We start from the raw sequence: 13,448 nt of genomic DNA, 5'->3' as shown, positions 1-13,448 counted from the left end.
AAATTTTCATGGAAAACTCATTTAACAACAAAATTCGCGTAGGGCAATTATCAGTAACAGACCGCGTTTCTTTTTACAAAAAAACATACGCACACGTTGGTTTAGGCGTATTATTATTTATCTTTTTTGAATATTTATTATTGCAAAACGCCAGCATTGTCGAATTTGCATTATCAATGACACAAGGCTACAAGTGGCTGTTATTGCTCGGTGGTTTTATGCTAATAACCAATTATGCCGAAAGCACCGCCTTAAAAACAACCGACAAAAACTTACAATATTTAGCCTATTCTGGCTATGTATTTGCCGAAGCATTTATCTTTATTCCGTTAATTTACATGGCAATTTCATACACCAATAATTTTGAAATTATCAAGCAAGCAGGAATTGTAACCCTAGGATTATTTGCAGGAATTTCATCAATTGTATTTATCACCAAAAAAGATTTTTCCTTTATAAAAGCAGGTTTAAGCATTGGTTTTTTCATTGCCATTGCCTTATTAATTGCAGGAACATTATTTGGTTTTAACCTTGGTTTATGGTTTTCTGTAGGAATGTGCGTATTAGCTGCGGGGTCTATTTTATACCAAACCTCAAACCTTGTTCACAAATTTTCTACTGATGATTATATCCCTGCCGCCATCGGATTATTTGCTTCGTTAATGCTGTTATTTTGGTATGTTTTACAAATTTTTATGTCAAGAGATTAAAAATTATTTGAAGCTATTTCCCGCTTTCCGCACTCGCTTTTTTTTGAAGAAAAATCAAAAAAAGAGCTCAAACAATTGCTTCAATCGGGGCTAGGAATTTCTGCTTCATTTTATAAGTAGATAAAACCAAGTGTATTATCTAAATTCCGTCCGTCAAACTGAATTTAGTTCAGTTTTGCATCCTGATTTGCCGTAGTTATTCGCTTTTTTTGATAATTCTTGTCAATTCGAGTGATTTTAATGACTAAAAGGAATTAAAATTGTATCGAGAATTTGAGTTCTTTTATGTTGATGAATTTTACACAAAAAAGTTCTCGATACAATTTTTTTGAAGGAAAAAAATCACTCGAACTGACAGTTTATTTTATTTTTAAACAAGCTATAAATAACAAAAACCTCACAGAATTTAAAAATCTGTGAGGTTTTTTAATATATAAAACTCAATTATTAAAAAAAAGAAATTAACTCAACATCATTTTCGCTCTTTTTACAGAAGCTACTAAAACGTCAATTTCTTGTTTTGTATTATAAAAAGCAAACGATGCTCTAACAGTTCCAGGGATTCCGTAAAAATTCATAATCGGTTGTGCACAATGATGCCCGGTACGAACGGCAACGCCTAATTTATCTAAAATCGACCCTACATCATACGGATGAATCCCTTCTAAATTAAAAGAAATTACAGCAACCTTATCGCTTGTTCCGTAAATTTTTAAGCCTTCAATTTTTTCTAATTCTTGTGTTCCGTAGGCTAATAATTCGTCTTCTTGTTTGGCGATATTATCAAAACCTATTGAATTTAAGTAATCTATTGCCGCTCCAAAAGCAATTCCACCGCAAATATTTGGCGTTCCTGCTTCAAATTTATGAGGCAATCCTGCGTAGGTTGTTTTTTCAAAAGTTACCGTTTCAATCATTTCGCCACCTCCTTGATAAGGTGGTAATAATTTTAACAATTCCTCTTTTCCGTACAATACACCAACCCCTGTTGGTCCACACATTTTATGTGCCGATGCTACATAAAAATCAGCATCTAACCCTTGTACATCTGGTTTTATATGCGGTACTGCTTGCGCTCCATCAATTAAAACATAGGCACCAAATTTATGTGCCGCATGAATAATTTCTTTAATCGGATTGATAATTCCTAAGGCATTTGAAACATGATTACAAAACACCAATTTCGTGTTTGCATTTAATAATTCATGATATATATCCATGCGTAAAGAACCATCTTCATTCATCGGAATTACCTTTAAAATAGCCCCCGTTTTTTCACAAAGCATTTGCCAAGGAACAATATTTGAATGATGCTCTAAAGACGATACAATTACCTGATCTCCTGCTTTTAAAATAGCCGAAAAACCCGAAGCAACCACATTAATACTATGCGTTGTTCCTGCGGTTAAAATAATTTCATACGAATGTTTAGCGTTAAAATGTTGTTGCACTTTTAAACGCGCTTCTTCATATTTATCGGTAGCTTCTTGGCTTAACGTATGCACGCCTCGATGAATATTTGCATTGTAATTTGAATAATAATCAACAATGGCATCAATAACAATTTGTGGCGTTTGAGAAGTTGCTCCGTTATCAAAATATACTAATTTTTTTCCGTGAACTTCTCGGTTAAGAATCGGGAAATCAGCTCTAATTTTATCTACAATAAACATAAAAAATAATATTTGTAACAAAGGTAGCAGTTGTATTTCAATTACAAACATCAATCAATTAAATTCTTACATTTGTTAAAACTGTTTTTTATGAAAAATTTAAAGAAAATCGTGTTATTCATCACTTTTTTTAGTGTTTTAACACTTAGCATTCTTGTTTATTTAAATTATCCGAAGCTAAACATACTAGCAGGATATTCGGCTAAAAACACCGCTTCCTCCATTTTTTTGGCGGGTAGAAGTTTAGAATTTACCGATAAAAACGACAACAACTTCACTCCTATTAATTTAACTTCGGATGAAATAAATATCCAGGAAAAATCGGCAACAGGTTCCGTTTTTGGTTTATTAACCCGAAAAGCCGTTTATCGTGAAGGTTTAGGCGCTGTTTTAATTAATAATGATTATGATATCACTAAAAAAACACCCATTCCAAAACGTAGTAAACCCGATAATACTGCGCCTTTTCCGTACGGAAATGCCAATCAGAAAGACAGCATTTTTAAGAATATCAATTATAAAAAATTAAACAACGTTATTGACACCCTTTTTGATGCAAAAAACAAAACACGATCGATTTTAGTAATTTATAAAGATCAAATTATTGCCGAAAAATATGCCGATGGTTTTAATAAAAACTCCAAACAATTAGGTTGGTCGATGACTAAAAGCATTGTCAGTACGATTGTTGGAATTATGCAGTGTGAAGGCAAAATAAATATAAATGCTGCTAATTTATTTGAAGAATGGAAAAACGATAAACGTAAAAATATTACGCTTCATAATTTATTACAGATGAATTCAGGCTTGGCTTGGAAAGAAGATTACAACAGTATTTGCGATGCTACAAAAATGCTTTTCCTAGAAAATGACATGACTAAAACACCATTAAAAAAGCCTTTAACATCAAAACCAAACGAAAATTGGAATTATTCATCAGGAACAACCAATTTAATTTCGGGGCTTATCCGCAGTAAATTTAGCACGCATCAAGCATATTTAGATTATTGGTACAGCGCTTTAATCGATAAAATCGGCATGAATTCAATGCTTATAGAAACTGATATGAGTGGTAATTTTGTAGGCTCTTCTTACGGCTGGGCAACCACTAGAGATTGGGCAAAACTCGGGCTTTTATACTTACATAATGGTCAGTGGAATGGCAAACATCTTTTTGATAAAGATTGGGTAGAGTACGCCACCACGCCTACCCCAACTTCCGATAAGCAATACGGTGCGCAAATTTGGTTAAATGCTGGCGAAAAATATGCTGATGTTCCTAAAAATATGTATTCTTTTAATGGGTATAAAGGACAGAATGTGTTTATTTTGCCCACTGAAAATTTGGTCATCGTTCGTACAGGATTAACCAAAAATGCCGATATGAATCTATTTTTAAAAGAAATAATAGCTTCAATTAAAGACTAAAAAATAACTAAAATAAATTAAAAAATAAATATGAACCCTTATTATTACGTACTTTCCATAAACGGATTTTTATTCTTATTCAGTATTATCTTTTATTTTTTCCCACCTAAAAAAATAAATTTAATCTACGGATACCGAACCAATAAAACCATCAAAAATGATACAATTTGGCAATTTGCCAATAGCTTTTTCACCAAACAATTTTTAATCTATTCGAGTATTTCATTGGTGGCATCGTTGATTTTTGTTTCTTTAAATAAAACCATCAGCTGGCAACCTATGGCGATTATGTTATTGTCGTTAGCGGTATCGGTAATTAAAACAGAGCAAGAAATTAGCAAAAATTTTGATGATGAAGGAAATAAATTAAAGTAAAATTAGTCTGTCAGACCTCACAGGTTTTAAAAACCTGTGAGGTCTATTATATTCTATTTATATTCCTGTTTTAACAAGATAACATCATCTATAATTTTTTGCATATTTTCTTCTTTTGTGCCGTCATACATGCCTCGAATTTGTCCTTTTTTATCGATTAAAACAAAGTTTTCGGTATGTACAAAATCTTGTTCTCCGCCATCGCCTTCATCTAAAACAGCAAAATAATGCTTACGTGCTAAGTTATAAATATGCTTTTTATCGCCAGTGGTTACGTTCCATTTTCCATCAATTACGCCTTTTGCATCGGCATATTTTTTTAATTGCGGAACGCTATCCATTACAGGGGTTACCGAATGCGATAAAAACATAATCTCGTCATCATCTTTAAAATTTTCTTGCAATTCACTCATATTATATGCCATCAAAAGACAAATTGTTTGGCATCGGGTAAAAAAGAAATCGGCGATATAAATTTTATCTTTATAATTGGCATTGGTAATTATTTCGCCATTTTGATTGATGAGTTTAAAAGCGCCAATCTTATGATTTTTTGATTTTGAACGCACTGATGTATCTACCAATCGAGGGTTGATATCGGCAGGATTGTAAACAGGCAATCTATCCTCTACTTTTACCAAATGATAAAAAACAGGAATGCCTATCAAAGAAAAAACAAGTAAAAAAAGTAAGGTACTTTTTGATTTTTTAAAGAATTTTAAATCCATTTTTGATTAAATTTCAGCTAAAATACAGCTAAAAACAACTTTTATATATCTTATCTAAAGAAAAATATAAAAACAAAACCACATCAATACTACAAACTTTTACAGCTGTATTGAAAATACGTACATTTGTGCTATTTTTAAATTTAGAAATACATCTTTATGGAGACGTTAATAAAAGCAGTACAATTTATTTTGAGCTTATCGCTCTTAATTGTTTTACATGAATTAGGGCATTTTATACCCGCAAAAATATTTAAAACTAAGGTTGAAAAATTTTACTTATTTTTTGATTATAAGTTTTCTATCTTCAAAAAGAAAATAGGCGATACTGTTTATGGAATCGGGTGGATTCCACTTGGAGGCTACGTAAAAATAGCGGGAATGATTGACGAAAGTATGGATACCGAGCAAATGAGCAAACCTGCACAACCTTGGGAATTTCGTTCTAAACCAGCATGGCAACGTTTAATTATTATGTTAGGTGGAGTTACGGTAAACTTTATTTTAGGGATTGTAATTTACATTTGTTTGATGTATGCTTATGGTGAAAAATTTTTACCAAACGAAAATCTTAAAGATGGTGTTTGGGTACAAAGTCAATTAGGAAAAGATTTAGGTTTACAAACTGGTGATAAAATATTAACGATTGACGGGCAAGCAATTCGAAAATTTAGTGAACTTCCTTTAGAGTTTATCAACGGAAATAATTATACGATTCAAAGAAATGGCGTTGTTATTGAAAAAGAAATTCCTACCGATTTTATTTCAAAATTAGTTGATAGAGATAAAAATTCTGGAAGTTTTATTTCGGTTCGTTTACCGCTTGTTATTGCAAATATTTCTAAAGATTCACCAAATATTAATAGCGATTTACAAGCAAAAGATATTGTTACTGCTATAAATGGTGTTTCAACAAAATATTTAGATCAGGCAAAAATTGAACTAGAAAAAAACAAAGGACAAGCGGTTAATATAACTATTCAAAGAGCTTCTGAAAGCTTAAGTATTCCTGTAAAAATTACTGAAAAAGGAAAATTAGGAGTTGGATTAGGGCAATTATCATCAAAAGATTTAGAGAAATTAGGCTATTATAAATTAGCTAAAAAAACATATTCAATTAGCGAAGCGATTCCTGCGGGAACAGTAAAAGCATGGTCAACGGTTACCAATTATATTAAGCAATTAAAAAAGGTTTTTAACCCAAGTACAGGTGCTTACAAAGGTTTGGGAGGTTTTATTTCAATCGGAAGTATTTTTCCTGCCGAATTTAGCTGGGAAGTTTTTTGGAACATCACTGCTTTCTTATCAATTATGTTAGGCGTTATGAATTTATTGCCAATTCCTGCCTTAGATGGTGGTCATGTAGTGTTCACTTTATGGGAAATGATTACCGGTAAAAAACCTGGTGATAAATTTTTAGAATATGCACAATTAGTAGGTTTTATTTTGTTGATAACCTTGCTTTTATTTGCCAATGGAAATGATATTTTTAGGACGTTTTTTAAGTAAAATAGTTCTTTTTTAAACAAAAAAAAGCATCGTAAAATTTACGATGCTTTTTTTATATAGATGTTATAATTTTATTATTTCCATTCTTTTGTAAAAGAATTAAATATTAGTTGATCATGATCTAAACCTAGATTATAATAAACAATAAATACTGTATCATTTAGCTTTTTGTAATATGGTCCTTGTCCCATTTCAGTGTTAATAATAAAATTAGAAGTTGAATCAGGAAATTTTTTATGTTCTTTTTTATAGAGATAAACTTTATTAATCATTTCATTCCCTTTTTCTACATAACTATAAGACTCTTTATTTCTTAAAAAAAGAATACAACTGAAAATAAAAACACAAATAATAATTATATAAATATATCTTTTTTTCATAATTCGTTATTTTGTAATGTAAATATTGGTGTTGTAGTTTTATTTGTTTTTGTAGGGTTATTTTTTGAATCGTTACTGGGAGTATCATTGTAATTTGGAGCACTCTTAGGAGTAGATGCTTTTAATACATTATTAAAATAATTAGTTAATTGTTCACTAAAAGTTAAATTACTTTGAATATTGAAGTGATTTACTGCAAATTTAGCTCCAAACTTATCACTAGGTAAATCTTCATAACTGTAAGCAGAATGTTTAGCAACAAAAGAGTCTGATAGTTCTTGTTTAAATCCATCTTGCACAGCCTCACCTATTGGGTTGATTTTACCATTAAGTTTGTACTGATAAGCTTTACCCGCATAAAACATAAAGTGTGCCATATCAATCCATCCCCCTTTTTTTGTATATATATATCTTCCGATTTTATTGTTAAAAAAACCTGTTTGTGTAGGTAATGGTCGAAATTGTGAGAGATTAAATTTAGTTTCTCCTAAGCTTTTCAAATAATCACTAGCTTCAACTCCTTTAAATTCACCAACTTTTCTTGGACTATTATCGAGTAAAAATTTAAAATTTGAAATAGTTCCCATATATTTTTTAACAGGCTCTGCATCTACAAGATTTGAAACATTGTAATCAATTTCATTTTCAGTTATAAGCTCTTCAAAGGCCTGTTTAATCCAATTTTTAGCATCTGCATCACTATTATTTTTATCTAAAAAATTTTCAATATTAGTTTTAATTAATTTGTTTTCAGGTTTATTTAACCAATTTGTTTCTTGAAGTGATAATCCTAAAAAATTTTCTATTGCTATGCGTTTACATATATTTTGCCCTCTAGGACCTAAATCTTTATCAAAATATCTTTCATAACCATCGCCACATTCTAATAAAGGAGGATTCAATACACCTACATATGAAATACCCGAACTACTTGAATTACTTCCAATATTATTAGTATTAAAACTATTATTCCCACTTGTATTATAATTATTTAAATTATCTTTTATAGTTTTAATACTACCACCGCTACTAACTGCACCATAGCTACCGCCGCCACCACTACTATGGCAAAAATTAACTTCTACATATCGACAATTACAGTCTCTGTCAAAAGACTCTGTATACCAACAACTAGTGATTTCATCATAAGCTGCTACTTTATTTAATTGTTGTTCTATAGATGAATTTAGTTGATTACTTGTAATATGTTTTATCTTTAAAGTAAAGATTTGGTCATCTGAATTAGCTTCATAAGAATATACATAATATTTATACATATTTTTTTCTTTTTTTATAACTAAATTTTCAAAATAATAAGTATTGTAATCATTATTCCCTATTCTAAAAGTATAAGTATCAATTTTATTTTCTTGAATTTTTATAATTTCATCTGTTAAAACAGTATATTTTTGTTGGATTTTCTAACGACTTTGAATATTTTTTAGATGAATATCTAATATTGGGTTTATTGCTTTAATTTTTTCACTTAATTGTTTATTATTATATAATTCATTTAAAGTAATAGAAGTTACCTCAATATTTTTATCATTTGTTATCGCTTTTGATGTATTTAAAATTTCTTCATTTTCACAACTCCATAAAAGTAAGGAAATACTAAAACATAGTAGCCATGCTTTTAAAATTTTTTCAATTTTGTTTTTTCTTGTTTTCATATATATTAAATTTTACACGAATATATATATATCATCATATTCAGATAAAAAATTACAAATAGTATTGAAATACTGTCTTTTAAATAATAATTTATACCACACAAAAAGCATCGTAATAACTACGATGCTTTTCTATTTTATTTGATTTCAAAACCTTTAAAAACTACTTCTTTAAATTTTCAGAAGCTTGCTTTTCTAATTGTGCCTGATACTCTTCTATAACAGGTTTTAAGGTGCTATCAGGTATTTCAGCTACTTTTATATACAGCAAACCATCCACAGCATTATTAAATTTCGGATCGACATTAAAGGCTACTAAACGTCCGTTTTGCTTCACATATTTTTTAATAAGCACGGGCATACGCAATGCCCCTGGCTCAATTTCATCAATAATTTTATCGAATTTTTGCATATCTGCTTTGGTGGCATCAAACACAAAATCTTTATCGGCATCTTTTAATTTTACTTTAAATTCTTGCTTAGGATAAATATATTGCGCCACATACGGATCGTAATAATGAGACTTCATAAACTCAATCATTAACGACTTGGAAAACGCCGAAAATTTATTGCTAATACTCACACCACCCAATAAATATTTATATTCAGGATGACGCAATGTAACGTGTACAATTCCTTTCCAAAGTAAAAATAACGGCATTGGTTTTTGCTGATAACTCTTTGCAACAAAAGCACGCCCTAACTCCATCGAACTTTCCATCATGCTATACAATTCAGGCTCAATTCGAAATAAAGTATGTATATAAAAACCGTTAATTCCGTACTTTTTAAAAATATCTTTCCCTAAGCCCATTCGGTAAGCCCCAACCAATTCTTTAGCAACGCTGTCCCATAAAAATAGGTGATGATAATATTTATCAAACTTATCTAAATCGATGGCTTTGTTTGTTCCTTCACCAATATCTCTAAAAGTAATTTCACGTAAACGACCAATCTCATGTAAAATATTTGGTATTTCTTTCGCATTTGCAAAAAAGACCTCATAATTTTTACTTTCTAATAATCGGCTTCCCTTTTCTCTTAAAGCATCCACCTCTTTAGCAAATAAATCAGGCGCTCTTTGTGCCGTAATTTTTTTAGCTTTTTTAGGTATTTTTAAATTTTGAGGTGATAATATTTTTGACGTTTCTTTTTCAAAAGGATTCGCCAACATATATGTTTTCTTTCTTATAAATTGATAAAAAGAAGGAATATCTTTAAATTCCGCCTGATCTTTTACAGAAATAGCTTTTCCTATTCGTACTTTTATCACCTTATTATTTTGAGAAACTGCTTCCGATGGTAATTTTGCCGTTCTAAGAGTTCCACTAATCCTAGACAGTAAATAAAATAACGGGCTGTTTTTAGCATGAAAATAAATAGGAATTACCGGTACTTTTGCTTTTTTAATTAAGCGTACAGCTCCATCTTCCCAAGGTTTATCAACCATTAATTTACCATCACGATGCGTAGAAACTTCTCCCGCAGGAAAAATCCCTAAAGGTTTTCCTTCACGTAAATGCAATAATGAATTTTTAATTCCTGCAATACTCGATTTAGCATCCTTTCTATCTTCAAAAGGATTTACGGGCATTATATACGGCTGTAAAGGTTCAATTTTATGTAATAAAAAATTGGCTATAATTTTGTAATCAGGTCTTTTTTCTACTAATATTTTAAGTAATAAAACACCATCCATAGCTCCTAAAGGATGATTAGAAATGGTAATAAAAGGTCCTTCTTTAGGAATTCTTTTTAAATCTTCTTCAGGTATTTCGTAAGTAACTTTACAGTCAGCTAAAACACCATTTAAAAATTCTAAATCTGTTTTATCTTTATTATTATCATATATTTTATTAATTGCAGAAATGCGTAAAACTCTCATCAATAACCATCCTGTAAAAGTTCCTACAACACCTAATTTATCTAATCCGATAACTTTAGCAATTTCTTTTGATGTAACTATTCCCATTAATTCAAATTTGGCATAAATGCAAATATAACTGAATTTTGCGAGACTGTAATTTTTTATTGTATAACCAACTGCGCTGTTTCTGTATTAATTTGACTTATAATTGATTTTCCTTTTTTACGTATTTTTTGAAGCGCTTTTTCATCAAAATGACGAATCGTATAAAGTGTAACTTCTTTGTAAGTTTTTATCTTAAAATCTGATTTTAATTCAGTGTAAAAAGCGTCAAATAAATCATATTTATCTTCTACACAAACCGAAAAACTAATGGCTGAATTTTGAATTAAATTTACCTTTAATTTATATTTATGTAATTTCTCAAAAACAGCACTGATATTGCTTTCTACCATAAAAGAAAAATCTTTAGCTGAAATTGAAATCAAAATTTGATCTTTTTTCACTATAAAACACGGTACTTCAGGGTTAATTTTAGTACCTTTTCCTACACAAGTTCCTTTGTTTGATAAATCATCAAAAGAACGCACAAATAGTGGAATATTTTTTTTCTCTAAAGGTTGAATCGTTTTTGGATGAATTACAGATGCGCCATAAAAAGCCATTTCAATAGCTTCGGTATAAGAAATTTCGTGTAGCAATTCCGTTTGTGTAAACACCCGAGGATCGGCATTTAAAACACCAGAAACATCTTTCCAAATAGTTACACTTTTAGCGTCTAAACAATAGGCAAAAATACCTGCGGTGTAATCAGAACCTTCTCTTCCTAGGGTTGTTGTTATAGGCGTATTTTGCTTGTTTTTAACTGTTTTAAGCCATGTACTTCCTAAAAAACCTTGGGTAATATTTAAGGTTTTTTTAACAATATGCGTATTTATTTGCGCTTCGGTTAGCTTCCAATCTACTTTTGCATCTCTATAATTGGCATCAGTTTTAATGCAGTTTCTAACGTCTATCCACTTGTTTTCTACGCCAATTTCAGATAAATAAGCACTCACAATAGTCGTCGATAACAACTCGCCAAAACCAACCATCTGATCATATAGGTAATCATAATCATCCGAAGTATTTTGAACCATAAAACCACTTAATTCGCCTAATAAATGGTTTACTTTATTAAAAACAGGATGCTTTTTACCAAATAAATCGGTTACTATTTTTTGATGAAAATTTTCAACAAAACAAATCGCTTCTTTTAAATTATCTTTTTTATAAAAATAAGCATTGATAATTTCTTCAAAAGCATTGGTCATTTTTCCCATTGCCGAAATGACTATCAAAACATTTTCTGTACCTTCGTGCTGCAACACGTTTGCTACGTTTTTTACAGCATCGGCATCTTTTACTGATGCTCCTCCAAACTTAAATATTCTCATTACAAAATTGTGTTAAATGCTGTTCATCCATTTGGCAAACTCGCCACTGATTATAAACTGTTGCACCTGTATTTTTATAAAAATCGATGGCATTTGTATTCCAATCTAATACCTCCCAAGCAACTCTTTTAAAACCATTTTTTTGTGCATAATTCATCACAGAACCGTATAATTTTTTACCTGCGCCAATGCCTCTTTTTGTTTGAGTAACCATTAAATCTTCTAAATGAATTGATTTTCCTTTCCATGTAGAATAGCGCTCATAAAAAAGTGTCATTCCTATAATTGTTCCATCAATCTCTTGAGCTACAAAGGTTTTAAACTTCGGATTATCAGAAAAACCATCTAAAATTAACGTTTCAAGATTAATTTCAACAGCATTTGGTTCTTTTTCAAAAATAGCTAATTCAATAATTAAATTTAATATTGATTGTGCATCTTTTTTTTCTCCTTCTCTAATTATAAAACTCATCACTTGTATTTTAAGCAAAGGTAATTCTTAATATATATTGCCAAAAAACAAATAGAAAATTAAAACACATCGTTTCTATTTGTTAAAATTTTAAGATGTAAAAACTTTGTAAAAGCGCAAAAAAGTTGGCATCTTTGTAAACCACACAAAAATTTGACATGAACAACAAGCACATGACTCTAGGTGAGTTTATTATTGGATATCAAAAAGATTTTAAATACTCTTCTGGTGAATTATCTCGTTTAATCAACTCAATTCGCTTAGCTGCAAAAGTAGTGAATCACGAAATTAGAAAAGCTGGTTTAGTCGATATTACAGGCGCTTCTGGCGATATCAACGTACAAGGAGAAACCCAACAAAAATTAGATATTTTAGCAAACGACCTTTTTAAACAAACACTTATTAACCGTGAAATTGTTTGTGGTATTGCAAGTGAAGAAGAAGACGATTTTGTGATTGTTGAAGGAAAAGATAAAACAAACGAAAATAAATATGTTTTATTAATGGATCCTTTGGACGGTTCATCAAACATTGATGTAAATGTGTCGGTAGGAACGATTTTTTCTATTTACAGACGAGTTTCTCCTGTAGGAACACCTGTAACAAAAGAAGATTTCTTACAAAAAGGAAACGAACAAGTAGCTGCTGGTTATGTGGCATACGGAACTTCAACAATGTTAGTATTTACTACTGGTAACGGTGTAAATGGTTTTACGTTAAACCCAGCAATTGGTACTTTTTACTTATCGCATCCTAACATGAAATTTCCTGAAATTGGAAAAATATATTCGGTAAGCGAAGGTTATTTTACGTATTTTCAAGAAGGAATGAAACGTTTTTTAGTACATTGTAAAGATTTAAATGAAGCTGATAACCGACCTTATACAGCTCGTTATGTTGGTTCATTAGTTACCGATTTTCATAGAAATATGATAAAAGGAGGTGTTTATATTTACCCATCAACCACCATTACGCCTAACGGAAAATTACGTTTATTATACGAATGTAACCCAATGGCTTTTATCTGTGAACAAGCAGGAGGAAAAGCTTCAGACGGATTTACAAGAATTATGGATATTGCGCCATCAGAATTACACCAACGTGTGCCTTTTTTCTGCGGAAGTAAACAAATGGTAGAAAAAGCAGAAGAATTTATGGAGGAATTTTCTTCGGATGAAAAACCAGTATATTAAATAA

General features: G+C 30.5%; 13 protein-coding genes. 5 read left to right on the top strand and 8 right to left on the bottom strand.

What is annotated here, in order from left to right; translation table 11 throughout:
• Nucleotides 1–8: 8 nt before the first annotated feature.
• The gene (locus tag DPIF8902391_RS03555; protein WP_101903321.1) at nt 9–710 is read left to right on the top strand and encodes a Bax inhibitor-1/YccA family protein; all 702 of its coding nucleotides are present in this window, start codon (nt 9–11) and stop codon (nt 708–710) included.
• A 461-nt stretch (nt 711–1,171) separates the two neighbouring features.
• Here the strand turns inward: DPIF8902391_RS03555 and DPIF8902391_RS03550 are convergent, their stop codons facing one another.
• Entirely contained in the window at nt 1,172–2,383 is a 1,212-nt protein-coding gene (locus DPIF8902391_RS03550; RefSeq protein ID WP_058886023.1) for an aminotransferase class V-fold PLP-dependent enzyme, read from the bottom strand.
• Between the two features lie 90 nt (nt 2,384–2,473).
• Between DPIF8902391_RS03550 and DPIF8902391_RS03545 the strand changes: the two genes are divergently transcribed.
• Nucleotides 2,474–3,811 (top strand): serine hydrolase domain-containing protein, encoded by a 1,338-nt coding sequence (locus tag DPIF8902391_RS03545; protein WP_172505054.1) that lies wholly within the window; start codon nt 2,474–2,476, stop codon nt 3,809–3,811.
• Between the two features lie 30 nt (nt 3,812–3,841).
• The gene (locus tag DPIF8902391_RS03540; protein ID WP_058886025.1) at nt 3,842–4,186 is read left to right on the top strand and encodes an SdpI family protein; all 345 of its coding nucleotides are present in this window, start codon (nt 3,842–3,844) and stop codon (nt 4,184–4,186) included.
• A gap of 53 nt (nt 4,187–4,239) precedes the next feature.
• Here the strand turns inward: DPIF8902391_RS03540 and DPIF8902391_RS03535 are convergent, their stop codons facing one another.
• On the bottom strand, nt 4,240–4,914 hold the full coding sequence (locus DPIF8902391_RS03535; RefSeq protein WP_058886026.1) for an SCO family protein: 675 nt from the start codon (nt 4,912–4,914) through the stop codon (nt 4,240–4,242).
• 159 nt (nt 4,915–5,073) lie between these two features.
• On the opposite strand from DPIF8902391_RS03535, the gene rseP reads away from it, so the two are divergent.
• Nucleotides 5,074–6,423 carry an RIP metalloprotease RseP gene (gene rseP / locus DPIF8902391_RS03530; RefSeq protein ID WP_172505053.1) on the top strand — a complete coding sequence of 450 codons (1,350 nt, stop codon included), beginning with the start codon at nt 5,074–5,076 and terminating at the stop codon, nt 6,421–6,423.
• A gap of 74 nt (nt 6,424–6,497) precedes the next feature.
• Here rseP and DPIF8902391_RS03525 read toward each other — a convergent pair whose 3' ends face one another.
• From DPIF8902391_RS03525 to DPIF8902391_RS03500, 6 genes are all read right to left on the bottom strand, one after another.
• Nucleotides 6,498–6,803, bottom strand: coding sequence for a hypothetical protein (locus DPIF8902391_RS03525; RefSeq protein WP_172505052.1), 306 nt, complete (start codon nt 6,801–6,803; stop codon nt 6,498–6,500).
• On the bottom strand, nt 6,800–8,080 hold the full coding sequence (locus DPIF8902391_RS03520) for a hypothetical protein (protein ID WP_198912906.1): 1,281 nt from the start codon (nt 8,078–8,080) through the stop codon (nt 6,800–6,802). The genes DPIF8902391_RS03525 and DPIF8902391_RS03520 overlap by 4 nt, the downstream gene beginning before the upstream one ends.
• A gap of 144 nt (nt 8,081–8,224) precedes the next feature.
• On the bottom strand, nt 8,225–8,476 hold the full coding sequence (locus DPIF8902391_RS03515; RefSeq protein ID WP_172505051.1) for a hypothetical protein: 252 nt from the start codon (nt 8,474–8,476) through the stop codon (nt 8,225–8,227).
• A gap of 163 nt (nt 8,477–8,639) precedes the next feature.
• Entirely contained in the window at nt 8,640–10,448 is a 1,809-nt protein-coding gene (locus tag DPIF8902391_RS03510; RefSeq protein WP_172505050.1) for a GNAT family N-acyltransferase, read from the bottom strand.
• A 56-nt stretch (nt 10,449–10,504) separates the two neighbouring features.
• Nucleotides 10,505–11,779, bottom strand: coding sequence for an aspartate kinase (locus DPIF8902391_RS03505; protein WP_172505049.1), 1,275 nt, complete (start codon nt 11,777–11,779; stop codon nt 10,505–10,507).
• The gene (locus DPIF8902391_RS03500; protein WP_058886031.1) at nt 11,766–12,251 is read right to left on the bottom strand and encodes a GNAT family N-acetyltransferase; all 486 of its coding nucleotides are present in this window, start codon (nt 12,249–12,251) and stop codon (nt 11,766–11,768) included. The genes DPIF8902391_RS03505 and DPIF8902391_RS03500 overlap by 14 nt, the downstream gene beginning before the upstream one ends.
• Nucleotides 12,252–12,409: 158 nt before the next feature.
• Here DPIF8902391_RS03500 and fbp point away from each other — a divergent pair, with 158 nt between their 5' ends.
• Entirely contained in the window at nt 12,410–13,444 is a 1,035-nt protein-coding gene (gene fbp / locus DPIF8902391_RS03495) for a class 1 fructose-bisphosphatase (protein WP_058886032.1), read from the top strand.
• Nucleotides 13,445–13,448 lie beyond the last annotated feature (4 nt).

The sequence above is a fragment of the Tenacibaculum finnmarkense genomovar ulcerans genome (assembly GCF_900239495.1).
GTDB lineage: Bacteria > Bacteroidota > Bacteroidia > Flavobacteriales > Flavobacteriaceae > Polaribacter > Polaribacter ulcerans.
Note: the sequence above shows the minus strand (reverse complement) of the source record. Positions and strands in the feature narration are given on the sequence as shown.

What these genes read in the sequence shown, in the direction of transcription:
- DPIF8902391_RS03555 (WP_101903321.1), top strand. Translation starts at nt 9, where the DNA reads ATGGAAAACTCATTTAACAACAAAATTCGCGTAGGGCAATTATCAGTA.
- DPIF8902391_RS03550 (WP_058886023.1), bottom strand. Translation starts at nt 2,383, where the DNA reads ATGTTTATTGTAGATAAAATTAGAGCTGATTTCCCGATTCTTAACCGA.
- DPIF8902391_RS03545 (WP_172505054.1), top strand. Translation starts at nt 2,474, where the DNA reads ATGAAAAATTTAAAGAAAATCGTGTTATTCATCACTTTTTTTAGTGTT.
- DPIF8902391_RS03540 (WP_058886025.1), top strand. Translation starts at nt 3,842, where the DNA reads ATGAACCCTTATTATTACGTACTTTCCATAAACGGATTTTTATTCTTA.
- DPIF8902391_RS03535 (WP_058886026.1), bottom strand. Translation starts at nt 4,914, where the DNA reads ATGGATTTAAAATTCTTTAAAAAATCAAAAAGTACCTTACTTTTTTTA.
- rseP (WP_172505053.1), top strand. Translation starts at nt 5,074, where the DNA reads ATGGAGACGTTAATAAAAGCAGTACAATTTATTTTGAGCTTATCGCTC.
- DPIF8902391_RS03525 (WP_172505052.1), bottom strand. Translation starts at nt 6,803, where the DNA reads ATGAAAAAAAGATATATTTATATAATTATTATTTGTGTTTTTATTTTC.
- DPIF8902391_RS03520 (WP_198912906.1), bottom strand. Translation starts at nt 8,080, where the DNA reads ATGTATAAATATTATGTATATTCTTATGAAGCTAATTCAGATGACCAA.
- DPIF8902391_RS03515 (WP_172505051.1), bottom strand. Translation starts at nt 8,476, where the DNA reads ATGAAAACAAGAAAAAACAAAATTGAAAAAATTTTAAAAGCATGGCTA.
- DPIF8902391_RS03510 (WP_172505050.1), bottom strand. Translation starts at nt 10,448, where the DNA reads ATGGGAATAGTTACATCAAAAGAAATTGCTAAAGTTATCGGATTAGAT.
- DPIF8902391_RS03505 (WP_172505049.1), bottom strand. Translation starts at nt 11,779, where the DNA reads ATGAGAATATTTAAGTTTGGAGGAGCATCAGTAAAAGATGCCGATGCT.
- DPIF8902391_RS03500 (WP_058886031.1), bottom strand. Translation starts at nt 12,251, where the DNA reads ATGAGTTTTATAATTAGAGAAGGAGAAAAAAAAGATGCACAATCAATA.
- fbp (WP_058886032.1), top strand. Translation starts at nt 12,410, where the DNA reads ATGAACAACAAGCACATGACTCTAGGTGAGTTTATTATTGGATATCAA.